Source organism: Methylobacterium sp. FW306-05-D (genome assembly GCF_058782155.1).
The window spans coordinates 1-22,276 of the sequence record NZ_JBYSXL010000055.1 but is presented as its reverse complement, the minus strand read 5'-3'; the positions used below and the strand labels follow the sequence as shown (position 1 = coordinate 22,276).

Genomic DNA, 22,276 nt, shown 5'->3' with positions numbered 1-22,276 from the left:
TCCCTCTCCGTCAGGACGTGGTCCCGGATCGGCCGGACGGCTGTTTCACTCAAGCAGCGAATTGCGCACGATGCGTGCGTGTTACGCGGACGCACGAAAGCCGGCGATGTCCCTCATCTCACAGGCGGCCCTGTTGCTCGACGAAGTCGCCCGCACCGGGTCGATTCGGAAGGCGGCCGATCGGCTGAACGTTTCCCCCTCGGCACTCAACAGGCGAATTCTAAACCTTGAGGACGAGTACGGCGTGAAGCTGTACGAACGTCTTCCGCGCGGCGTGCGTCTTACGGCCGCCGGAGAGATCCTGCTGACGGACATCCGTCGATGGCGCACGGAGCAGCAACGCTCGAAGGCCCGGCTCCAAGAGCTTCAGGGTCTACGCCGGGGCCACGTTGCGGTCGGACTGATGGAGTGCCTCGCCGGCGATTTCGCGGAGACGTTCTTTCGGGACGTGCAGGAGCGATACAGCCTGCTCACCCTGGAGCTGTTCGTCGGCGGGACACAGGAGGTCGTGCGCAGGCTGGTCGCCGACGAACTGCACGTTGCGGTCTGCTTTAACGTTCCGACACGGCAGGACGTCCGCAAGCTCCTGTCGTTCGAGGTGCCGGCTGGTATCGTGGTGGGACCCCGGCACCCGCTGGCCGCCTGTGAGGCGGTACGCCTCTCGGACTGCGCCGGCTATCCGTTCGTGGCCCCGGATTTCTCGCTGGCGACCCGGGAGCGGATCGAGCGCGCCATGCAAGCTGCCCAGATGCGGACGGTACCGGGCGTCGTCAGCAACTCCATCGCGGTGATCAAGCGGCTCGTGCGCGACAACGTTCATGTAGCGTTTCTCGGCGCGGTCGACGTGGTGGAGGAGTTGCGCGACAGGACCTTGCGGTTCATTCCCCTCAGTGACCGCCAGTGGCCGAAGGAGGAACTGTCCCTGATCGCACGTAACGGCGCCGGGATGCCGCCGGCGACGCACGCGATCGTCGAACGCCTGCGCGAACAGCTCGCGAAGGTCGTCGCTATTGCCTGATCGAGCGTGCGTGTTTCGACAACGCTCCGGGCGAATGATTGTGCTTGTTGGGGACACTGCGGGAGACGATCACCGGGGTACGCTTTGCTTCCGAAGGGATCGTTTCATGCTCCGTGCTCTGCTCCTCGCGTCATCGGTCCTGATGCTTCCCTCGGCAGTTGCCCATGCGGCTGACAGAGTCATCTGGCTGAACGACTGGTTGCCGGCTGGAGACAATTCACCGATTTACTACGGCGTTGCATCGGGCATCTTCAGCCGCGCCGGGATCGATGTAACGATACAGAACGCCAAGGGCAGTTCCGACGTGGTCACACGGCTGGCCACCGGTTCGGCACAGTTCGGGATCGCCGGGATCGCGGCGCTGATGCAAGCCAAGGCGGAAGGCCCGGTCCCCGTGACGGCCGTCATGTCCGTTTACAACACCGCCCCCGACGTGATCGTCACCTATCGGGGATCGGGCATCGCCCGGTTTGCCGATGTCGCCGGCAAGACCATTGCCACGCCGAGCTTCTCCGCCTCCAACGTGATCTGGCCTCTTATGCTTGAGCGGAACGGCCTGAAGGCGGGTGATGTGACGCTGCTCAAAGTCGATCCGAGCGCCCTGGCGGCCATGCTCGCGACCGGCAGGGTCCAGGGCTCGATCAATTGGCTCCCCACCGCCACCGGCTACGAGGCGACGCTCGCGGAGGCCGGCAAGACCATTCAGATCATCCCGTGGTCGCAATACGGGCTCGACAGCTACGGCGTCTCGGTACTCGCCGCGGATGCCGTCGTCCGAGAAAAACCGGAGCTAGTCGGCCGTTTCGTGGCCGCCTACAAGCAGGCGATCAGGGAAGCGAAGGCGCGTCCCGACGACGCGATTGCGGCCTTAAAGGCAGCGGTGCCGGATATCGCGGTCGTGGCGGCGCGCAAGGAACTTGATGCCGGCCTTTCCCTGACTTTAAACGACCGCAGCTCCGCTGAAGGGCTGGGCAGCTTCGAACCCGGCCGCCTCAAGGACACCTGGGACTTGGTGGCGAAGGCGCAGGGTTTGTCGCCGGACAAGCTCGATCCCGAGACCGTCGTATCCCGAGCCTTCAGCAAGTGATCCCCGAACGACGATCCAAGGCGGTCGGCACGCCGAACGCCATCCAGTTCCGCACGGTTTCACAGACGTTTCCCACACGCGACGGCGGCACGATCACCGCCCTTGACGGCCTTGACTTCGCCATCCGCCGCAACGAGTTCGTCGCGGTCCTTGGGCCTACCGGCTGCGGGAAGTCGACCCTGCTGCGTCTCGTATCTGGACTCGTCGGACCATCCGCGGGCTCCGTGACGGTCTTCGACCATCCCGTGGACGGTCCGCGCGACGATATTAGCATCGTCTTCCAGAGGCCAACTCTGCTTCCATGGCTCGATGTTATCGGCAACGTCGTCTTCCCGATGCGCCATAAGTACGGTCGGGTGACGGAAGCCGAGCGGTCGCGAGCCGTCGACCTTCTACGGCTCGTCGGGCTGGACAGATTTGCCGGTCGCGGTATCGATGAGTTGTCCGGCGGCATGCAGCAGCGCGTCGCGATCGCCCGGGCGCTACTACTCGATCCGGACATCCTCCTCATGGACGAGCCGTTCTCCGCCCTCGACGCCCTGACGCGTGACGAGATGAGCCTCGAACTGCTGCGGATCTGGACGCAGCGGCCAAAGACCGTGCTGTTCATCACCCACTCCATCCCGGAAGCCGTGCTGCTCGCCGACCGAATCGTGGTGCTGACAACCCGGCCCGGCCGGGTCCGCACGGTGATCGATGTCTCGCTCGGGCGTCCGAGGGATATTGGCACGCTATCTGACCCGGCATTCCAGGCCCTGTGTCACGAAATCCGCCAAGGGCTTTTCTCGCGAGCCGAGGCGCCGTGATGCCCAACTTTCGTCGCCATCTCGATCATTTCGCCGCGCCGCTGTTCTTCGCCACGCTAATCGCCAGCTGGGAATTCGCCTGCCGTATGTTTGCGATCCCGAGTTTTCTTCTGCCGGCACCGAGCGTGATCCTCACGGCTGGTGTCGCGATCCCGGCCTCCCAGTGGCTCGGTCACGTGGTTGCGACCCTGCGGGTCGCGCTGGCCGGCTACGCCCTGGCGGTGCTAGTATCGGTGCCGCTTGCCATTCTGCTGACTGGCTCGCGGCTCCTCACCCGTACCGTTTACCCTCTGCTCGTGGTGGTGCAGTCGACGCCCATCGTCGCGATCGCGCCGATCCTCGTTGTGACAATCGGACCGAACGACGGGGCACGCATCCTCATCACCTTTCTGATTGCTTTCTTCCCGATCGTGGTGGCGACGGTCAGCGGCCTTCTGGCGACGCCGGATGAACTCGTCGAACTGTCGCGCTCGCTTAAGGCGGGCCGCTACCGAGAGGTGACACAGATCCGCCTGCCGTTCGCGATGCCGTACATCTTCTCCGCGCTGAAGATCTCGATCACGCTGGCGATCATTGGGGCCGTGGTGGCAGAACTTGTTGCTGCCGACCGAGGGCTCGGCTTCTTCATCGCCTACGCGACGTCCATGTTCCGCATCCCGGCGGCGTTTGCGGGTCTCGGGCTGCTCGTTGCCATCAGCCTTTGCCTGTTCCGGCTCGTTCCGGCCATCCAGCGCCTCGTCGCGCCCTGGTCGCTCCCCAAACGCTGAACTTTACTCCATCGCGCGTTGCACAACTGAGTTTTCGGATAAGCGCATTTACGGCTCGTAGTTCGTCCTCTTCCGACCCGAAGTGGTCGCCGGACCATCGCTTTGATTACCCCGGATGCAGCACGGGCGGGACTGCTGCGCACCAGCAAGGTGCCGGTGGCCTGACCAACCAGGCGAGGTCCCGTTCGGCGGTACGGATCAGCGTCCGGTACGGTCTTCCAAGGCGCGGCCTATGACCTCTCCGAGGGTGTCGGCGGTCAGCGTCCCTTCCTGGCGTTTTTCGTCGACGTACACCGTCGGCGTGCTTCGGACCCCGAGGGCCGACGTCGCACGCTCGTGAACGATCCTGACGCCATCGTAGAGGCTCTGGTCGCGGAGGGTGGCGTCGAAACGCTCGGCGCTGAACCCGGCCTGCCGCATGAGGTCTCGCATGGCATCGAGCGGCTTCGGCACGAAGGCCCATACGGGCTGGCGTTCGAAGAGCAGGTCCGTGACCGCATAGTAGTTCCGGCCGCCATCGGCCCGGGCCAGCATGAAGCCGGCGGTGTCGAGGGGGTTCAAGGGATAGCCACGCAGGGTGAAGCGTACCTCCCCGGCGTCGATCCAGCGCGCCTTGAGGGCAGGCCATGTCTCCGCGTGGAACCTCGCGCAGTGCGGGCAGGTCACGGCGGCGTATTCCACCAAGGTCACTTTCGCCTGGGGCGAACCGACCCAGACGTCGCCGAGCGGACCGGCCAGGGAGGCGTCCGCGACGGAGGCGGCCAACGCTGTGCGGGGCGATGCCGAAGCAGCCAGGCCGACGGCGAACCCGGCGAGGGCCCCGCGTCGCGTGAACCGGACTGGCGCGGACGATGCGACGGATATCATGAAAGGTCTCCTCGGGGCGCTGCGACGGCGCCCGCCGGTTCGCCGGCGTCACCATCATGCGGGCATCCGAACCGGGGTCGGACGCCCGCCTGGACGTAAATGCAAATCTCAGTTCGGCCAGCAGCGGCGGCCGTAGGGTCCGATGTGGAAGCCCGCCGGGCAGGAGCGGCCGCGGATGTAGCCGCCCCATTGCCCGCCGGTCCGGCATCCCCCGTAGGGACCGCGATGGCCGTAGGGGCCGCAACCGCCGTAGACTTGGATGACCCGCGCGCCGTCCGATCCGGTCGAGACGGCGTCCTGGACCAGCGGCAGCGCCGTGGCCGGGACCGCGAGGACGGCCAGGAGGGCGGCGGGGGCGAGGATCTTCAGCATCGTCGAATCCTTCTTGGCTCACATGCGGGCCGCGATGCCTAAGCGGGCGGTGCGACCGATGAGGGCAGGATCGTCTCCGCTTGCCTCCCGGATGTGACGAGGCGATGCGTCGGCGTAACGTTTTGTAACGGGGCCCCAGACGCGTGCGTCAGTTGATGGCTGGCAAGGTCAGCACGAGACGCGCGCCCCCGAGCGGGCTCGCGTCCGCCAGCATGGTGCCGCCATGGGCCTCGGCGATCTGCCGGGCGATGGCGAGGCCGAGGCCGGTGCCGCCGGTCCTGCGGTTCCGGGACTGCTCGATCCGGTAGAACGGGCTGAACACCGCCGCGCGCTCCGCCTCCGGGATGCCCGGACCGTCGTCCTCGACGACGACCTGGCACAGCCCGCCGGTACGCTCCACCGTGACGACGACCGAGGAATGTCCGAACTTAACGGCGTTCTCGATCAGGTTGGCCACGACCCGCCGCAGGGCGACCGCGTCGCCGGCGATGACCGCATCCTGCACGTCCTCGCCAGCGATCCGGATGTCAGCGCCCTGGGCGGCATGCTCGGCCACCTCGACGGCGACGAGGTCGCCGAGGTCCACCGCCGTCCGGCCCACCTCCATTGCGGTGCCACGGGCGAAACCGAGGGAGGTCTCGATCAGCGCGGTCATGGCGTCGAGATCCTCGACCAGCCGGTCCCGGTGCTGCGGGTCCGCCACCCCCTCGGCCCGCAACCGAAGTCGGGTCAGGTAGGTCTTGAGGTCGTGCGAGATCGCGCCGATCAGCAGCGAGCGTTCGCCGAGGAGCCCGACGATGCGGTCCTGCATGTCCCGGACCGCCCGCGAGAGGCTGCGGATCTCGGGGGCGCCGTGAGGGGTCTCGACCGGTTGGTGGGTACGCCCGTCGAAGCGGGTGACGGCCTCGGTAAGGCGGTGCAGCGGGGCGAGCTCGTGTCGGGCTCCGACGAGGACAAGCCCGGCGACGACGGCGCCGAGGACCGCCACCCACAGGCTCAGCGGCTGGCCGAGCAGCCACGGCATGATCGAGCGATGCTTCTCGACGGCCGAGATGACGAGGATCCCGCCATCCGGCAGCCGGTAGGTCGCCGTCGCCAGATGGCCGATGGGACCGTTCCGATTCGTGTCGTTCACGTCCTCGGGGGCGACGCCCCGATGCAGCATGACCGTGTCGGTGTAGGCCCGCAGTTGCCCTTCCGGATTACCGGTCATCCGCCGCAGGCGTCGTTCCAGGCGCGGCTCACGGATCAGGCCGGCCTCGTCGGGGGCTGCCTCGGTGATCTTGGCCCGCAGCGCCTCTCCGCTGACGGCCTTCAGGATTGCCGGCCGCAGGGCCGGGTCCGCCTCCCGCAGCAAGGTGACGATGTTCGCGGCCTGGTCGACGCGCGGAAAACGCGTGGCGAAACGCGGGCCTTCCAGGCGTCGCTGCCAGCCATCCAGGGCTACAGTGCCGAGGACCATCAGCGAGAGCGATCCCAAGAGGAGGAGCATGATCCGCCCAAGCAGGCTGATCCGGGCCATCATGGTGCCAGACGTACCGGCGCAGCCAGGATGTAGCCTGTGTTGCGAACGGTCTTCAGCAACGGCGCGACGGAACTGCCGGAGGCGTCGAGCTTGTGCCGCAGCCGGCTCACCTGCACGTCGATGGTGCGGTCGAAGGCATCGGCCGTGCGGCCCCGCGTCCAGTCGAGGAGCTGGTCGCGCGACAACACCCGCTGCGGCCGGGTGACGAAGCAGTGCAGCAGGTCGTACTCGGCGCTTGTCAGCGGGATCTCGGCCGCCGGCTCGCCGACCGTGACCCGACGCGCGGCGAGGTCGACGACGAGGTCGGCCACGGCGAGCGTCTCCGGGGCGGCATCGGCCGGTTGGGCGGCGGTGCCCTGCGTGCGGCGCAGGACAGCGCGAATCCGGGCGAGCAGGACGCGCGGGTTGAACGGCTTCGAGACGTAGTCGTCGGCCCCCATCTCCAGGCCGAGCACCCGGTCGATGTCCTCGTCCCTGGCGGTCAATATGATGACCGGCGGCCCGCCCGACCCTCGCAATCTCCGGCAAATGGAGAGACCGTCCTCGCCAGGAAGCATCCAGTCCAGCACGATCAGGTCCGGGGCCGGGCCGGCGGCTAGGTGCCGGTCGAGGCCCGCTCCCCCATCGAGCCCGACCACGCGAAAGCCCTCCCCCTCTAGGTAGGCGACGAGCTGGATGCGGATGTCGGCGTCATCCTCGACGATGACGATGGTCGGGCCGTCGCTCATGCGCCGAAGATACGGTCGCCGGCCGGCCGGGCAACGCGAAACACGCCGTTGTCACAAAACGTTACATCGGCATCGCGGGACGTCACACCCGGGAAGCCAAGGGGCCGAAGATCCGTGGCCGCTCGGGTAATGCTTCGCGTCACCAAGCACACAGCCCCGTTCTCTACGCCTGCCTGTTCATATCGAATGATCGACCACAGGCAGGCATGTCCGGCGAGGATTTCACATCGTCAGGATTGAATAGCCCATGCCATCTCAATCTGTCGTCGCGACGGTCGGCATATCGTCGGGTGTCGCGTCGTGAGCACGGCCGAGGTCGTTGTCGACCGGATCGAGCGCCTCGCCCGGATCAGCGCCTACCCATGGAACCTGACACGGCGTGTCTACACCCCGAGGCAGGCGGAGGCCGAAGGGCTCGTCCTCGCCTGGATGGAGGAGGCTGGCTTGTCGGCCCGGCGCGATCCCGCCGGCAACCTCGTCGGCCGGATCGAGGGATCGATCCCGGGAGGCCCGGCCATCATGATCGCGGGGCACGTTGACACACGCGCGGACGCCAGCCCGTATGACGGCACGCTCGGTGTTCTGATGGGCATCGCGGCCGTCGAGCGTCTGGTCCGACAGGGCATTCCCCCGCACCACGCGGTCGAAGTGGTGGCCTTCGTCGACGATGCTGCCTCCCGGTTTCCCGTACCCAGGCTCGGCAGCAGGGCCGTGGTCGGCCGGATCGATCCGCACATGCTGGACTTCGACGACGACTACGGTGTCACGCTGCGCCGAGCCATGGAGGCGCACGGCCTCGACCCCGAGGGGCTCACGGACGCGACGCGTTCCGTGGGCGATGTGCTCGCCTATGTGGAAGTCGCAGCCGAGGCCGGCCCCACGCTGGAGCAATCGGGCTCGCCGGTCGGGGTGGTTGCGGCCCTCACGGCGTCATCGGTCCTTCGAGTTATGGTGACGGGCGCCGCCGTCGACGCGGCGACGGTCCCGATGGCGTTTCGGCACGATGCGCTGGCCGGGGCGGCGGAGTGCGTCCTCGAAGCCGAGCGCATCGGCTCCTCCCGGGATCGTGTCACCGTCACGGTCGGGCGCCTGGACGCCCAGCCGGTCCCGGTCTCCGTGGTGACGGGTTCCGTGACGTTCGCCGTCATCGTCCAGTCCTCCGACGATGCCGGACGGAACGCGGTTACCGCAGAACTCGTGGCGGCGTTCGACGGGATCGCAGGGCGTCGCCAGTTGGAGATCGCCATCGAGCAAGGCATTGATCCCGATGCCACCCGGTGTGACCCAGGTCTCGTCGGTCTGTTCGAGCGCGCCGTCGAGGCGTCGGGACACCGCGTCGTGCAGCTGACGCAGGGCATGGCGACCGACGCCTCCAATATGTCTGTGCTCGCACCGGTCGGATCGGTGCTCCTGCGGTGCAGAGGTGGAGTGGGGTGGGGGCCGGCAGGTATCGTCGACCCTGCCGATGTCGCGGTCGGCCTGGAGGTGCTGACCCTCGTCTTGGGCGCCCTGACCACCGGCTCGGACGCGACGCCATCAGGCCCCCTCGATGGCCATAGGAAATCGTCCTGACCGTCCGAGGATGAATGATGCGGGTCTTCTTTGGCGCGGACATGCCAAGGAAGCAGACGAGCTGCTACCGACCCAACGCAGTCGTTCGCGTTCCTCGACGCGATGTGCAGAAGCGGACATATGGCGAGACACCTCTAATCCACTGCCACTGGCTAATACCGGCCTTCCGGTTCGGAATGGCGTCTTATCGAAGCGAGTTTGCCTACCGCGGCCGCTTTTGCTTCGAGCGGTTCAGAAACTATTTCGATGTACGCGGTGCATGTCGGCGATCATGCGCCCATGAGCTATCGACACGACAGCCGGGCGAACAAGTCTAAGCCGATGAGCAGCGCATGCCTACGGCAGGGGCCTTTTCAAAAACACGGCGACCTCGCTCTCCCTCGTTGTCCCTAGACACATGTTCGCCGCCGGGTTGCCAAAGAAGGGGCCGCCACCTCTGCCGTATGTAGCTTCCCTTAGGGAGCTACCGGGTAGCGTTTGCCTTGGCAGAATGCCTTCTTGACTGATTATGGGAGGCACGAATGAAGGGCAGTATACATCGGTGGTCTTCGGCTGGTCGGACACCGGGGATTTGGGAGGGCTCGCACCGCGAACGAATGGACCCCAACGCTGCGGTCTTCACTCCCGATATTGTCAAAGCGATGTGCGAAGCGTTCGATCTGGCTTGGACCTCGATGCTCGCTGCAAACCTCGCTTGCGCGGCTGATCGCTTCGCGGCGGAGACACGACGTCAGCTCGCGATTGCGATCGTCGAATCTGCCTGCCGGGGCACATGCGATCGCCATCGGCTGAGCGAAAATGCTTTCAGAAGCTTCTTCCCCCTGGGGCTGCCAGGGCAGGCCGAACAGGATCGGAGCGATCCTAGGTAGGCTTTTGCTGATCGCGACCGACGCAGCCTGACGGCACGATCCCTGCGGCCAGCGCGGTCTGGAGCAAGTCCGTCAGGCTGGCCGCGTTGAGGCGGTTCATGACTTGGGCGCGGTGCAGTTCCACCGTGCGGGGGCTGATACCGAGGTGCTGGCCGATCGTCTTGTTGGTTCCACCGTCGACGAGGCCAACGAGGACCTGGCGTTCTCGAGGCGTCAACCGCGCCAACCGCGCCGCAGCGCTCTCATCGGATGTCGTCGGCCGGGCGTCACTGTGACACTCGGAGATCGCGATCAGCAGCGCGGATTGGGGTTCATCCTCATCGCTCAGGCTCACAAAGTTGATGGCGCCAGCCTTCATGGCGGCGACCGCCGAGGCGACATCTGCCGTGGGCGAACCGAGCGCGATAGTCGTCAACGCGATGGAACGCGCCTTGAGTTCCCGCGGGATCGCAAGGCATTCATTCCTCGACTGCCGGACGTCGACAAGTACGCACCCCGGCGTGAGGACCGGGGCTATGTCGAGGAAAGCCGATGCGCTGTCAAAGGTTCGGACACGATATTCGAGGCTCCGAACCAAGTTTGCGAGCCGTCGCGCCTCACCGACTTTCGTGCTGACGATGTAGAGTTGATGCTCGTCCTGGTTCGACAGATCGGCGGTGATCCCGCCCAATCGATGGACTGTACCGTTCTCGTCCCGAATCGGAAAGCTGGTCTCGCGCAGCCAGCGGATCGCGCCGTCCGCGGGACGGATGATCCGGTACTCGAACTGAACCGCCTCACCGGCTCGGACAAGCCCGAGCGACCGTTCGACCTGCTGCCGATCGGCGGGGTGGACATCTTTGATCCATTCACTGAACGCGGTCGGCCCTTCCGCGCACGGCACGCCCCAGATCCGCTCGAAGGCGGCACTTCGATAGACGATCTGTCCCGCTTCCGGATCGCCGATCCAGAGGAGGCTCCGACTGTGCTCGGCAAAGCTACGGAACTGGGCCTCGCTGGCCCGGACAGAGTTTTCGACATGGCGTTGTGCCGTGACGTCGATCACGGCGCCGATGAACGCGACGGCGCGACCATCCGCGAACGTGGTCCGGCCGGACGTCGCGACATGGCGGGTTTGGCCGCCTGTGCGCCCGATCAACCGATATTCGGTGCTGTAGCTGCCGTCCCCGGCCGGATCGATGGCGGCAGCGATGGCATCTTGGACGCGACCACGGTCATCCGGGTGGATTCCGGCTTCGAAGACACCGGTGTCGACGGGCGCATGGGCGGGGACGCCCCACATTTCGCGCACGCGCTGGTCCCAGGTGTGGACACCGGTCGACGGATCCCACGTGTAGACGCCGAGACCGACAAGATCAGTCGCGATCCTGAGTCGCGCATCGCTTCGCTGGAGCTCCTCCGCCATGACGCGGCGCTCGCTCGTATCCCGAGAAACACCGACGACCAGCTCGATCGCGCCGTCCTCCGCGTGCACCGGCCCCCAGAGAAAGTCGAAGTAGGCGCCGTAACCCATGGGGCTCCGGTAGTAGACTTCGCCCTGCGTCGTGACGCCGTCGTTCAGGACGCGGTCGATGTGGCCATCGAGTTCATCGGCCAGCTCGGGTGGGTAGTCGAGGTCCGCGAAGGTTCTGCCCAGCATCTCGTCGGAGGACAGGCCGAACAGGGCCAGCATGGCCGCATTCGCGTAGGCGAAGCGTTTTTCGGGATCGAAGGCGTAGACGAAATCGGGAATCGAAGAGAGCGTTGCCTCAAGGAAGCGGGACTGGCTCGCCAATTCCGCCGACGCGGCGTCGACCCGCTGCGTGGCCCGCTTAAGATCGTCGATGTCCTGGACGACGAGGACGACGATCGCTTCGCCTTCGCCGCGGACGGGCGCTGCGCTGACGCGGATCCAGCGTTCCGACCCGTCCTGCGCGCGATGGAGGAAGTCGATTCCCGGCAAGACCGTCTCGCCGCGCAAGGCCCGGTTGCCCGGGTAGCGATCGGGCGTGATCGGCCCGTCTTCGCCCTCGTACCCCCGCCAGCGATCCATCAGAGTCGGTTCGCGCGACGCCTGCCCGATCAGCCCGACGTAAGGGTGCATGAGTGCGTTGGAATGAACGAGATGCCCGTGATGGTCATAGATGCCGACGCCGAGGGGCAGGGTGTCCAGGATCGATGCGAGCAGGGGGCTTTGAGCGCGAAGCGCTCGCTCGACGGCGAGGTCGCGGGTCACCATCGGCCGAGCTTCTAATCGTGACCGACTCGACATGACATCCGCCCTCCTAAGTCACAACGGGCTGATGTTCAAAATTTTTCTTCAGTACCCATACGTATCGCACGTCTTCTGCTTCCTCGCGATAGGCGAATACGCGACCGGCATCGATGAAAATTTCAGCGCCGGCACAACATCGTCGATGGTGTCGTGCCTGTCCCCCGGGCTACGGCCCGTAGCCGCAACAGGTAGGCCCGGCCCGTCCGTGTGAGGCTGCTCCACGAGCCGCGACTCGGGAACCTCCCTAGGGATCATCCGGATAGCTCGCCGCTCTCGCGACGGGGATGAATCGTCACCGACGCTTCCGAGGAGATCACCATGAGAGCTCTGGTCTGGCACGGCACGCAAGACATCCGCTGCGACACAGTTCCCGATCCGCGGATCGAGGACGACCGGGACGCGATCATCAAGGTCACGGCCTGCGCGATCTGCGGCTCGGACCTGCACCTCTACGACCACGTCATGCCCGGCATGGAGAAGGGCGACGTCATGGGCCACGAGTTCATGGGCGAGGTGGTGGAGACGGGGAAGGGCGTGAACGGCGCTCTGCGCAAGGGCGAGCGGGTGGTGATCCCGTTCACGATCATCTGCGGCCAGTGTGACCAGTGCCGTCGCGGCTTCTTCTCGGTCTGCGAGCGCTCGAACCGCAACAAGCACCTGGCCGACAAGGCCTTCGGGCACACGACGGCGGGCCTGTTCGGCTACACCCACCTCACTGGCGGCTACCAGGGCGGCCAAGCCGAGTACGTCCGCGTGCCCTTCGCCGACAAGACCCACATCAAGGTGCCGGAGGGGCTCACCGACGAGCAGGTGCTGTTCCTGGGCGACATCTTTCCCACCGGCTGGCAGGCGGCGGTGCAGGCCGACATCCAGCCCACCGACACCGTGGCGATCTGGGGCGCCGGCCCGGTCGGCCAGATGACGATCCGCTCGGCAATCCTGCTCGGCGCCAAGCAGGTGGTGTGCATCGACAGCGTGCCCGAGCGCCTGGAGATGGCGCGGGCGGGCGGAGCGATCACCATCGACAATACCCAGGAGAGCGTGGTCGAGCGCCTCAACGAGCTGACCGGCGGCAAGGGGCCGGAGAAGTGCATCGACGCCGTCGGCATGGAGGCCCATTCACCGCGCGCGCTCGAACAGGCCTACGACCGCGTCAAGCAGGCGGTGATGCTGGAGAGCGACCGTCCCAGCGTTCTGCGCGAGATGATCTATGTCTGCCGTCCCGCCGGCATCCTGTCGATCCCCGGCGTCTATGGCGGCCTCGTCGACAAGATCCCGATGGGGGCCCTGATGAACAAGGGGCTGACGGTCCGCACCGGGCAGACCCACGTCAACCGTTGGACCGACGACCTCGTGAAGCGGATCGCCGATGGGCAGATCGACCCCTCCTTCGTCATCACCCACCGGGCGGGGCTCGAACGAGGGCCGGAGATGTACAAGACGTTCCGCGACAAGAAGGACAACTGCATCAAGGTCGTACTGCGGCCCTGAATGGTGCCGCAGCGCGCCGTGCTGCGGCGCGTCTGCCACTTCGCCCCCGTGTCCACCGAGGAAGCCAGCATGTCCGAGTCCCCGTACCCACGAGACCGGAGCCGCCCCCCCGCGCAGACGCCTTTGCAGAGCTATCTCGCCTCGAACCCGCGCCGTAGGCCAGATCCCGGAACCCGGGCGCTCGCCCAAGGTCTCGGCTGGTTCTCGATCGGTCTCGGTCTCACCGAGCTGGCCTATGGCGATTCCATTGCGCGCTGGCTCGGAATGCCGCGCTCGGCCCCGGTCATCCGGGCCTATGGCGTGCGCGAACTCGTCCAGGGAGCCGGGATCTTGGGCTCGGGCGATCCGACCCCCTGGATCTCGGCACGCGTCGCGGGGGACGCGCTCGACATCGCCACGGTTCTGCCCGGGCTTGAAGACCCCAATCCCCGCAAGCACAACGTGCTGCTGGCACTCCTGGCTCTGGTGAGCGTCACCGCCGTCGACGTGATCTGCGCGCAGAATCTCGCGAAGGCACCCCTCGCTCCATCCGAGAAGGTCAAACGGGATTACCGCCGCCGCAGCGGATTTCGGCGTCCTGCCGAGGCGATGCGGGGAGCGGCTCGCGACTTCACGCCACCGTCCGACATCATCGGCCCAGAGGCGATACGTCCCTGGACATTGGCCAACGCCTGAACGCAACGGAATGGTAGGCCAGATGCTCCCTGTTCTCGAGCAGGTGTCGGGCGCGCTCGTGATGGGGCTCGTCCTCGCCGACGTCTTCCTGACCGTCCTCTACGCACGCATCGGAACGGGCTTGTTCGCGGACCGGGTGGCCCATCTCATCTGGGCGATCTTCCACCGTGCTGGCGATCTCTTCGCAGAACGACGGGGTGCGGTGCTCTCAGCCTGCGGCCCGGTCATCCTCATCGTCTACGTTCTCTTCTGGTCGATGGGACTGACCCTCGGCGCCGGCCTGATCATCCACCCCGCGCTGGGTACGGCCGTTCGGGCGAGCGGCGGCGAAACACCGACCGACTTCGTGACCGCCCTGTACGCGGGCGGCAGCAGCATCGCGATTGTGGGGGCGAGCGACTTCAAACCCGCCACAGACGCCTACCGGGTGCTCTACCTCGTCAACTCGCTCGTCGGGATGTCGGTGACGTCGCTGGTCCTGACTTATGTGATGCAGGTCTACAGCGCGCTTCGACAGCGCAACGCCCTCGGCCTGAAGCTGCATCTGCTGGCCGGCGAAACCTCTGATGCGGCCGAACTCCTGGTACGTCTGGGGCCCGAAGGACAGTTCAGTTCCGGATACACCCACCTGGCCGATGTCGCCGGGTCCCTCGCCGAAATGAAGGAGGCGCATCACTTCTATCCCGTGCTCTTCTACTTTCGCTTCCGGCAGCCCTTCTATTCCGTCTCGGCGCAGGCGTTCATCGCGCTCGACACGGTGTCGCTGATCCGAAGCGGAATTGTGGATTGTCAGGCCGCATGGCTCAAGGAGAGCGCCGCTGTCGATGCGGTCTGGCGCGTCGCCATGCTGCTTGTCGTCACGCTCGAAACGACGTTCCTGCCCGGGGATCTGCCAGCGCCCACCGACACAAACTGTACCGAGCGCGAGGCATGGCGTACCCGCTACGCAGCGGCCGTCGGGCGGCTTTCGGAAGCCGGCGTCGAGGCGACACCGGGTGGGCCGGATCCAGAGACCTATGTCGCGTTGCGGGCACGGTGGCAGCCACACATCGCACGACTGGCCCCTGCGATGGCCTACCACATCGAAGAGTTCAGACCCGGGAGGGAGCCGCACCCCTGAAACGCTTCGTCCGAGCGTATCGAAAACGGCGCCCGCACGCGCTCGCTGTTGCTGGTCTGTCAACTTCGTCGAACGCGCTCTCGAGAGCCGCTGCTCCGCCGTCGAGAAATTGCACCGGAAGAGCTGACTTTGGCCCAGCGTCTTGATCCCCGAAGACGGGTCGCCCTCAACCTTCATTGCCGGTTTCGACCGTCGGCAGGCCATCGCTATTCCTGCAACGTAGAGCAATTGGCTGAGCTTGAGGAATATTCGATTCGGACTACGGACAACACCTTAGGACTCTACCGGATCATACAATCGCGCAATGCATGACACGCTTCTGATAGAAGCTGCGGCTTCAGGTTGGGAGATCCATCCAATGCTCGGGACTGGAACGACCAATCCTCACCCTCCAAGGAAGCCCACCATGGTGACCAAAGCGCTTTTCGTACGACTCGAAGCGAAGCCCGGAAGAGAGGCCGACGTGGAAAGTTTTCTGCGCGGCGGCCTTTCGATTGTCGAGCAGGAGCCGGCGACGACAGTCTGGTTCGCCGTTCGGATCGGACTGTCGACCTTTGGAATTTTTGACGCCTTCCCCGACGAGGCCGGGCGGCAGGCCCATCTTTCCGGCGGCGTCGCGCAGGCGCTGAAGGCACAGGCGTCCGAACTGTTCTCCGAGCCGCCTTCGATCGAGGAAATCGACGTGCTCGCCTCGAAGCTTTCCCGGTAGCGGGGGCCGGTGCCCCATGGATCGCAGGCCGACGCCGGGAACGCGCTCATGCTGGCCGCAGGAACTACGATTTGAGCGTTCAGCCGTTCAAGTCCGGCGTCGCCTTCAAGGGCCCGCCCTCTCCTCAAGTGGGCCGCAGCGTCCGAGCGGGCGATGAGCGCCGTCCCGAACCCAATCCTTGTCGAAGGGAGACACGAACATGGCTTCTGAAACCCTCAACGGCTTGAAGATCGCGATCCTGGTGACGGACGGCTTCGAGCAGATCGAGATGACCGAGCCGCGCAAGGCACTCGACGAGGCCGGCGCCGAGACCCGGCTCGTATCGCCCAAGGACGGTCGGGTGAAGGCCTGGAACTTCACGGATTGGGGCAGCACCTTCCCGGTGGACATACCCCTCGACAGCGCCCGGTCCGAGGACTTTGACGCGCTCCTGCTGCCGGGTGGCGTCATCAACCCCGACATGCTCCGCACGCTGCCCGAGGCGGTCGCGTTCGTGAAGGCCTTCTTCGACGCCCGCAAGCCCGTGGCCTCGATCTGCCATGGCCCCTGGACCATCATCGAGGTGGGGGCCGCACGCGGACGGCGCCTGACCTCCTGGCCGTCGCTGATGACCGACCTCAAGAACGCCGGGGCGGAGTGGGTGGATGAGGAGGTTGTCGTCGATCAGGGCTTGGTCACGAGTCGCAAACCCGACGACATCCCGGCCTTCAACCCGGAGGTGATCAAGCTGTTCGCGAGCGCACGGGGACCGTCGCGACAGGCAGCCGCCCAATGAAACCGAAAGCCGCGGTCGACGCTGCGCAGCAAACGCCTTCTCCGTCGGGACCGAAGAGCATGGAGCGGCGTCCGTTCGGTCCTGTGCCACGCGAGATTGCGATGATCGGCCAGGGAACCTGGTACATTGACGACGCGCACCGACCCACCGCTGTCGCGACCCTGCGGCGGGGTCTCGACCTCGGCATGACCCACATCGACACGGCCGAGATGTACGGCGACGCCGAGACCGTGGTAGGCGAGGCTATCGCTGAACGGCGCGAGGAGGTCTTCCTTGTCTCCAAGGTCCTCCCCAGCAACGCGACGCGCGCGGGGACCGTGGCGGCCTGCGAGCGCTCGCTCGCGCGCCTGCGCACCGACAGGCTGGATTGTTACCTCCTGCACTGGCCCGGTCCGCACCCACTGGAGGACATCTTCGCCGGCTTCGAGCGGCTTCGCGAGCAGGGCAAGATCCTGTCCTGGGGGGTGAGCAACTTCGACGTGCCCGACCTCGATGCCGCTTGGAAAGCCGGGGGCGAGGGCCGGATCGCCTGCAACCAGGTCCTCTATCACCTCCAGGAGCGTGCCATCGAGCACGCGGTACTGCCGTGGTGTGAGGAGCACGGTATCGCCACGGTCGCTTACAGCCCATTCGGCCATGGCAGCTTTCCCGGCCCGTACACGTCGGGGTACCGCGTCTTGGGGGAGATCGCGTCGAGCCACGGCGCGACCGCACGTCAAGTGGCGCTCCGCTTCCTGGTGCGGCGACCGTCGTTGCTCACGATCCCCAAGGCGTCCAGCCCCGAGCACGTCGCCGACAACGCGGCCGCCGCCGCGCTGCAGCTGACGGAAGCCGAACTTGCCCGGATCGACGCGGCATTCCCGCTCGGCTCCCGGCCGCGCCGGCTTCCCATGCTGTAGGGCCCATGAAAATCCGCTGCAGGCGGAAGGAACGGATCGCGATGCGCGCCTCGGAGCAAGGGTTCGGCGCAGCCGTGATGCTGACCGTCCTCCTCGACGTGTTCCTGAGGGGGATTCACGCCCGTATCGGAACGGGAATCCTCAGCCCCAAGCTCACCCGGCTGACGTGGCGGCTGTTCCGAGGTCCACCGGCCGGACGCTACGAGCCGATGGTGTTGACCTTCCACGGGCCGGCAATCCCTCTGCTGCGGGTCTTGACGCGGTCGGGGCTCCTCGCGTCCGACGCTGGATTGATCATGCAGCCCGAACGCGGCACCGGCGTCCGGGCCAGCAGCGGTGAGACGCCCACGGACCTTGTTGCCGCCGTCTACCCCGGCGGCGGCAGCCTTCTCCATCGTCGGCGCGAGCGATTTCGCGCCGCATACAGCCGCCATCAAAACGCGGCCCTCCAAGCGTCGCCCAAGACGGCCCACCACAGACGTTTGTCGTTCACTGGCAATGCGGTTGTGCTGCCGGGGCTGTTTCCTAGCCGACTGTTCGGGATCTTTTCCGACCCAAGCCGTGCAAACGCTCCTTCGGCCGTATCCTGAATGTCCAAGAAATCACCATCTGGCAAAACTTACCCGCTTGCCGAGGATGAAAACGGCGGATTTCGTTTGAACCACCTGCGTGCATTCCGAGCGATCAACTGGCGCGTGGTTCCCGCGCTCCTGAACCTCTCGTCGGCGCGGCGACGCTTGGTGCCCTTAAGGGAGAGGACGATGTGATGGACCAGCCGAAGCCGAGAGAACCGGTAAGGATTGCTCGATCAGGCGCGGGACGGCCGGGCTACGTCACGGTGAGGGGCGCCAGGGAGCACAACCTGCGCGACGTCGACGTGGAGCTGCCGCGCGATGCCCTCGTGGTGTTCACCGGCATCTCCGGCTCCGGCAAGTCCTCGCTCGCCTTCGGCACGCTCTATGCCGAGGCCCAGCGGCGCTACTTCGAGTCGGTCGCACCCTATGCCCGGCGGATGATCGATCAGGTCGGGGTGCCCGACGTCGACGCCATCGAGGGGCTGCCCCCCGCCGTCGCCCTGCAGCAGCAGCGCGGCACGCCCAGCGCCCGCTCCTCGGTGGGCAGCGTCACCACCCTGTCGAGCCTCGTGCGGATGATGTACTCGCGGGCCGGCACCTACCCGCCGGGCCAGCCGATGCTCTACGCGGAGGACTTCTCGTCCAACACGCCCCAGGGCGCCTGCCCGTCCTGCGGCGGGCTCGGAAGGGTCTACCACGCCACGGAAGCGTCCATGGTGCCCGACCCTTCGCTGACGATCCGTGAGCGCGCCGTCGCGGCCTGGCCGCAGGCCTGGGGCGGGCAGAACCTGCGCGACATCCTGGTCAGCCGGGGCATCGACGTCGACACGCCCTGGAAGGATCTGCCGCGGGCAGTTCGCGACTGGATCCTGTTCACCGACGACCAGCCGCAGGAGCCGGTCTATGCCGGACTCTCCCCGGAGCAGACGCAGGCAGCCCGCCGGCGTCGCCTGGAGCCGAGCTACATGGGCACGTTCACGAGCGCCCGCCGCCACGTGCTCGGCACCTTCACCAACTCGCAGAGCGCCCTCATGCGCCGCCGCGCCGCGCGCTACCTCGTGAGCGAGGACTGCCCCGCCTGCCACGGCAAGCGCCTGAAACCCGAGGCGCTCTCGGTCACCTTCGCCGGGCTGGACATCGGCGAGCTGTCGCGCATGACGCTCTCCCAGCTCGCCGAGGCGATGCAGCCGGCGGCCGAGGACCGGCTGCCCGACGACCGCCCCGGCAAGGATGCCGCCCAGGAGACCCTCGACCGCGAAGCGGGCCAGCGGGATCGCGCCCGGCGCGCCGCTGCGGGCACGTCGGCCCATGCGGGGGCGCCGGACGTGCGTGCGACGCCGAACCTCTCCATCGAGAAGCGCCTCGCCGCCCAGCGCCTCGCCGCCGACCTGGTCGATCGGATCGGGACGCTGGCGGAACTGGGTCTCGGCTACCTGTCGCTGGACCGGGTCACCACGACCCTGTCCTCGGGCGAGCTGCAGCGCCTGCGCCTCGCCACCCAGCTCCGTTCGCAGCTCTTCGGCGTGGCCTACGTGCTCGACGAGCCCACGGCCGGGCTGCACCCCGCCGACGGCGACGCCATGCACGAAGCGCTGGCGGGCCTGCTCACCGCGGGCAATTCGCTCTTCGTCGTCGAGCACGACATCGGCACGATGCGCCGCGCCGACTGGCTGGTCGATGTCGGCCCGGCGGCGGGCGAGCAAGGCGGCACCGTGCTCTACAGCGGCCCGCCGGAGGGGCTGCGCGACATCGAGGCGTCACGCACGCGCCTGCATCTTTTCGGACTCGCCGAGCCGCCGCGGCGTGCGCGGCGCGAGCCCTCGGGATGGCTTCGCCTGGAGGGCATCGTCCGCAACAACCTGCGCGGGGTCTCGGCCGCATTCCCGCTCGATTGCCTCACCGCCGTGACCGGCATCTCCGGCTCCGGCAAATCGAGCCTCGTGAGCCAAGCCCTGCTGGAACTCGTCGGCGACCGCCTCGGACGGCCCGTCGAGACCGACGACGAGCCGGATCTCCTCGACGACGCGCCGGGCCCGACGGAAGGGCGCATCGTCGGCGGCATGGAAGGGGTCCGGCGATTGGTCCAGGTCGACCAGAAGCCGATCGGGCGCACGCCCCGCTCGAACCTCGCGACCTATACCGGCCTGTTCGACGCCGTCCGCAAGCTGTTCGCCGCCACCCCCGAAGCGCGGCGCCGCCGCTACGACGCCGGCCGCTTCTCCTTCAACGTCGCCAAGGGCCGCTGCCCGGCCTGTGAGGGCGAGGGCTTCGTCAGCGTCGAACTTCTGTTCATGCCGAGCATCTACGCCCCCTGCCCGACCTGCCACGGGTCCCGCTATGCGCCCGCGACCCTGGAGGTGACGTGGAACGGGCTGACGATCGCGGACGTGCTCGGTCTCACCGTCGAGCGCGCCTGCGCGGCCTTCGCGGACGAGCCATCCGTGCTGCGCCCGCTCGCCGTGCTGCGCGATCTCGGCCTCGGCTACCTGCGCCTCGGCCAGCCGGCGACCGAACTTTCCGGCGGCGAAGCCCAGCGCATCAAGCTCGCGACCGAGCTGCAGCGGGGCCAGCGCGGCGGCACGCTCTACGTCCTAGACGAGCCGACGACCGGGCTGCACCCGACCGACGTGGATCGCCTGATGCTCCAGCTCAACGGCCTGGTCGACGCGGGCAACACGGTCGTCATGGTCGAGCACGACATGCGCGTCGTCGCGGGGGCCGATCACGTCATCGACGTGGGGCCCGGCGCCGGAAACCTGGGTGGCATTGTCGTCGCGGCCGGCCGTCCCGAAGTGGTCGCCGAGGCGCGGGCGAGCCGCACGGCACCCTATCTCCGGGAAGAGCTTGATGCCTACGAAGGCGGGGGCGCGCTCCCGTAGCGTCCCTGACGACCCGTCGTCGATACGGAATCTGCGCTTGATCAGCGCCAAAGTCGATGACGGCATCCAGAACGATAGACCTCAGACCGACCCCGGAGACCGACGATGAAGATCCTGATGGTGCTGACCTCGCACGACCGGCTCGGCGACACCGGGCGCAAGACCGGCTTCTGGCTGGAGGAGTTGGCCGCGCCCTACTACGTGTTCAAGGATGCCGGTGCGGAGGTAGTTCTGGTCTCGCCCGCGGGCGGCCGCCCGCCGCTCGATCCCAAGAGCAGCGAGCCGGACGCCCAGACCGACCTGACCCGACGCTTCGAGGCGGACGGCGAAGCCAGCGCCGCATTGTCGAACACAGGCCGCCTCGACGGCGTCACCCACGAGGGCTTCGACGCGGTGTTCTATCCCGGCGGGCATGGCCCCTTATGGGATCTGGCCGAGGACCCCGCCTCGATCCGGCTGATCGAGACGATGCTCCGGGCCGCCAAGCCTGTCGTCCTCGTCTGCCACGCCCCCGGCGTCCTGCGTCACGCCAAGGCGCCCGACGGCAAGCCGCTCGTCGCCGGCAAGGCCGTCACCGGCTTCACGAACACCGAGGAGGAGGCCGTAGGCCTGACCGCCATCGTCCCCTTCCTCGTCGAAGACGAGCTCAAGCGGGCGGGCGGCGTCTTTTCAAAGGCTGGCGACTGGGAGCCGTACGTGGTCGCGGACGGGTTGCTGATCACCGGCCAGAACCCGGCTTCGTCCGGGATGACTGCGGAGCGCCTTAAATCGTATCTCGACAATCGATGAACCACTGGGGCGATCGACTTGTGAAGAGCTCTCGCAGTCCTTTGCAAGTTCCAGGGAGGTCCGTTTGCCGGATGCTTGGGGAAAGCAGGGACCTACGGTCGGATGAGTCGCACACCTGCCTTACCAGTTTCAAAACCTCTCGACGCTGGATTCGAGGAGCTGGACGCTTAAATCTAATTCCCTCTGGTAAGCATGAAAAAATCCCGACGTCGATTCTAGAGGGACCTGACCGTGCTCCTGATTACCGAACGCCCAAGATGGGCGCAAAGCCGTCGACTTTCTCGGTGAGAGCTGAGGTCCGTTTTCGTGGCATCACTGCTCAAAAGCAGCCAGACTGCTCTCCACCCAACCTGGTCGCAGAGCAGACCGGCAGAAGCCGACCCATGCCAGCCATCCGCACCGCCCTCGGAGATTATCTAAAGCGTAGGGGTGGACGCCCCCTGACGGCATTGATGTGCCAGAGTGGAGGTGTTGCAACACCACTGCAGGAGGCGTCCAT

The 22,276-nt window shown here is 66.6% G+C and carries 19 protein-coding genes; 14 read left to right on the top strand and 5 right to left on the bottom strand.

From position 1 onward, the window contains the following. Positions 1-106: 106 nt before the first annotated feature. The 4 genes from AC3WLN_RS17280 (at position 107) to AC3WLN_RS17265 (ending at position 3,678) form a co-directional block, all read left to right on the top strand. The gene (locus AC3WLN_RS17280) at positions 107-1,018 is read left to right on the top strand and encodes a LysR family transcriptional regulator (protein WP_492483292.1); all 912 of its coding nucleotides are present in this window, start codon (positions 107-109) and stop codon (positions 1,016-1,018) included. A 106-nt stretch (positions 1,019-1,124) separates the two neighbouring features. Then, complete coding sequence (locus AC3WLN_RS17275; RefSeq protein ID WP_492483290.1) at positions 1,125-2,105, top strand: ABC transporter substrate-binding protein; 981 nt, start codon at positions 1,125-1,127, stop codon at positions 2,103-2,105. Next, a complete protein-coding gene (locus tag AC3WLN_RS17270) occupies positions 2,102-2,911 on the top strand; it encodes an ABC transporter ATP-binding protein (RefSeq protein WP_492483288.1) in 810 nt (269 codons plus the stop codon). The genes AC3WLN_RS17275 and AC3WLN_RS17270 overlap by 4 nt, the downstream gene beginning before the upstream one ends. Further along, positions 2,911-3,678, top strand: a complete 768-nt coding sequence (locus tag AC3WLN_RS17265) for an ABC transporter permease (protein ID WP_492483286.1) — start codon at positions 2,911-2,913, stop codon at positions 3,676-3,678. The genes AC3WLN_RS17270 and AC3WLN_RS17265 overlap by 1 nt, the downstream gene beginning before the upstream one ends. A 198-nt stretch (positions 3,679-3,876) precedes the next feature. On the opposite strand, the gene AC3WLN_RS17260 is transcribed toward AC3WLN_RS17265, so the two are convergent. The 4 genes from AC3WLN_RS17260 to AC3WLN_RS17245 all read right to left on the bottom strand — a co-directional run bounded on the left by AC3WLN_RS17260 (position 3,877) and on the right by AC3WLN_RS17245 (position 7,170). After that, the gene (locus AC3WLN_RS17260) at positions 3,877-4,545 is read right to left on the bottom strand and encodes a thioredoxin domain-containing protein (RefSeq protein WP_492483284.1); all 669 of its coding nucleotides are present in this window, start codon (positions 4,543-4,545) and stop codon (positions 3,877-3,879) included. A 108-nt stretch (positions 4,546-4,653) separates the two neighbouring features. Next, entirely contained in the window at positions 4,654-4,917 is a 264-nt protein-coding gene (locus AC3WLN_RS17255) for a GCG_CRPN prefix-to-repeats domain-containing protein (protein WP_492483282.1), read from the bottom strand. Between the two features lie 148 nt (positions 4,918-5,065). Further along, positions 5,066-6,442, bottom strand: coding sequence for a sensor histidine kinase (locus tag AC3WLN_RS17250; protein WP_492483280.1), 1,377 nt, complete (start codon positions 6,440-6,442; stop codon positions 5,066-5,068). Continuing rightward, positions 6,439-7,170 (bottom strand): response regulator, encoded by a 732-nt coding sequence (locus AC3WLN_RS17245; RefSeq protein WP_492483278.1) that lies wholly within the window; start codon positions 7,168-7,170, stop codon positions 6,439-6,441. Before AC3WLN_RS17245 ends, AC3WLN_RS17250 begins: the two co-directional genes overlap by 4 nt. Before the next feature lie 300 nt (positions 7,171-7,470). Here AC3WLN_RS17245 and AC3WLN_RS17240 point away from each other — a divergent pair, with 300 nt between their 5' ends. Then, positions 7,471-8,742 (top strand): hydantoinase/carbamoylase family amidase, encoded by a 1,272-nt coding sequence (locus tag AC3WLN_RS17240; RefSeq protein ID WP_492483276.1) that lies wholly within the window; start codon positions 7,471-7,473, stop codon positions 8,740-8,742. An 861-nt stretch (positions 8,743-9,603) separates the two neighbouring features. Here AC3WLN_RS17240 and AC3WLN_RS17235 read toward each other — a convergent pair. Continuing rightward, complete coding sequence (locus AC3WLN_RS17235; RefSeq protein WP_492483274.1) at positions 9,604-11,829, bottom strand: PAS domain S-box protein; 2,226 nt, start codon at positions 11,827-11,829, stop codon at positions 9,604-9,606. A 354-nt stretch (positions 11,830-12,183) separates the two neighbouring features. On the opposite strand from AC3WLN_RS17235, the gene AC3WLN_RS17230 reads away from it, so the two are divergent. The 9 genes from AC3WLN_RS17230 to AC3WLN_RS17190 all read left to right on the top strand — a co-directional run bounded on the left by AC3WLN_RS17230 (position 12,184) and on the right by AC3WLN_RS17190 (position 21,777). Next, a complete protein-coding gene (locus AC3WLN_RS17230) occupies positions 12,184-13,356 on the top strand; it encodes a zinc-dependent alcohol dehydrogenase (protein ID WP_492483272.1) in 1,173 nt (390 codons plus the stop codon). Positions 13,357-13,425: 69 nt separating this feature from the next. After that, on the top strand, positions 13,426-14,031 hold the full coding sequence (locus AC3WLN_RS17225; protein ID WP_492483270.1) for a cyclase dehydrase: 606 nt from the start codon (positions 13,426-13,428) through the stop codon (positions 14,029-14,031). A 22-nt stretch (positions 14,032-14,053) separates the two neighbouring features. Beyond that, positions 14,054-15,151 carry a two pore domain potassium channel family protein gene (locus AC3WLN_RS17220; protein WP_492483268.1) on the top strand — a complete coding sequence of 366 codons (1,098 nt, stop codon included), beginning with the start codon at positions 14,054-14,056 and terminating at the stop codon, positions 15,149-15,151. 406 nt (positions 15,152-15,557) lie between these two features. Further along, positions 15,558-15,860: a putative quinol monooxygenase gene (locus AC3WLN_RS17215; protein WP_492483266.1), complete on the top strand. Its 303-nt coding sequence runs from the start codon at positions 15,558-15,560 to the stop codon at positions 15,858-15,860. Between the two features lie 199 nt (positions 15,861-16,059). Next, positions 16,060-16,635, top strand: a complete 576-nt coding sequence (locus AC3WLN_RS17210; protein WP_492483264.1) for a type 1 glutamine amidotransferase domain-containing protein — start codon at positions 16,060-16,062, stop codon at positions 16,633-16,635. A gap of 59 nt (positions 16,636-16,694) precedes the next feature. After that, complete coding sequence (locus AC3WLN_RS17205) at positions 16,695-17,534, top strand: aldo/keto reductase (protein WP_492483262.1); 840 nt, start codon at positions 16,695-16,697, stop codon at positions 17,532-17,534. 41 nt (positions 17,535-17,575) lie between these two features. Beyond that, the gene (locus tag AC3WLN_RS17200; protein WP_492483261.1) at positions 17,576-18,124 is read left to right on the top strand and encodes a hypothetical protein; all 549 of its coding nucleotides are present in this window, start codon (positions 17,576-17,578) and stop codon (positions 18,122-18,124) included. A 176-nt stretch (positions 18,125-18,300) separates the two neighbouring features. Next, entirely contained in the window at positions 18,301-20,988 is a 2,688-nt protein-coding gene (locus AC3WLN_RS17195) for an excinuclease ABC subunit UvrA (RefSeq protein ID WP_492483259.1), read from the top strand. Between the two features lie 105 nt (positions 20,989-21,093). Continuing rightward, positions 21,094-21,777 carry a type 1 glutamine amidotransferase domain-containing protein gene (locus AC3WLN_RS17190; RefSeq protein WP_492483257.1) on the top strand — a complete coding sequence of 228 codons (684 nt, stop codon included), beginning with the start codon at positions 21,094-21,096 and terminating at the stop codon, positions 21,775-21,777. Positions 21,778-22,276: the final 499 nt, after the last annotated feature.

Excerpts from the sequence above, each read along its gene's own strand:
- AC3WLN_RS17280 (WP_492483292.1), top strand. The coding sequence starts at position 107 with ATGTCCCTCATCTCACAGGCGGCCCTGTTGCTCGACGAAGTCGCCCGC.
- AC3WLN_RS17275 (WP_492483290.1), top strand. The coding sequence starts at position 1,125 with ATGCTCCGTGCTCTGCTCCTCGCGTCATCGGTCCTGATGCTTCCCTCG.
- AC3WLN_RS17265 (WP_492483286.1), top strand. The coding sequence starts at position 2,911 with ATGCCCAACTTTCGTCGCCATCTCGATCATTTCGCCGCGCCGCTGTTC.
- AC3WLN_RS17260 (WP_492483284.1), bottom strand. The coding sequence starts at position 4,545 with ATGATATCCGTCGCATCGTCCGCGCCAGTCCGGTTCACGCGACGCGGG.
- AC3WLN_RS17255 (WP_492483282.1), bottom strand. The coding sequence starts at position 4,917 with ATGCTGAAGATCCTCGCCCCCGCCGCCCTCCTGGCCGTCCTCGCGGTC.
- AC3WLN_RS17250 (WP_492483280.1), bottom strand. The coding sequence starts at position 6,442 with ATGATGGCCCGGATCAGCCTGCTTGGGCGGATCATGCTCCTCCTCTTG.
- AC3WLN_RS17245 (WP_492483278.1), bottom strand. The coding sequence starts at position 7,170 with ATGAGCGACGGCCCGACCATCGTCATCGTCGAGGATGACGCCGACATC.
- AC3WLN_RS17235 (WP_492483274.1), bottom strand. The coding sequence starts at position 11,829 with ATGGTGACCCGCGACCTCGCCGTCGAGCGAGCGCTTCGCGCTCAAAGC.
- AC3WLN_RS17230 (WP_492483272.1), top strand. The coding sequence starts at position 12,184 with ATGAGAGCTCTGGTCTGGCACGGCACGCAAGACATCCGCTGCGACACA.
- AC3WLN_RS17225 (WP_492483270.1), top strand. The coding sequence starts at position 13,426 with ATGTCCGAGTCCCCGTACCCACGAGACCGGAGCCGCCCCCCCGCGCAG.
- AC3WLN_RS17220 (WP_492483268.1), top strand. The coding sequence starts at position 14,054 with ATGCTCCCTGTTCTCGAGCAGGTGTCGGGCGCGCTCGTGATGGGGCTC.
- AC3WLN_RS17215 (WP_492483266.1), top strand. The coding sequence starts at position 15,558 with ATGGTGACCAAAGCGCTTTTCGTACGACTCGAAGCGAAGCCCGGAAGA.
- AC3WLN_RS17210 (WP_492483264.1), top strand. The coding sequence starts at position 16,060 with ATGGCTTCTGAAACCCTCAACGGCTTGAAGATCGCGATCCTGGTGACG.
- AC3WLN_RS17205 (WP_492483262.1), top strand. The coding sequence starts at position 16,695 with ATGGAGCGGCGTCCGTTCGGTCCTGTGCCACGCGAGATTGCGATGATC.
- AC3WLN_RS17200 (WP_492483261.1), top strand. The coding sequence starts at position 17,576 with ATGCGCGCCTCGGAGCAAGGGTTCGGCGCAGCCGTGATGCTGACCGTC.
- AC3WLN_RS17195 (WP_492483259.1), top strand. The coding sequence starts at position 18,301 with ATGGACCAGCCGAAGCCGAGAGAACCGGTAAGGATTGCTCGATCAGGC.
- AC3WLN_RS17190 (WP_492483257.1), top strand. The coding sequence starts at position 21,094 with ATGAAGATCCTGATGGTGCTGACCTCGCACGACCGGCTCGGCGACACC.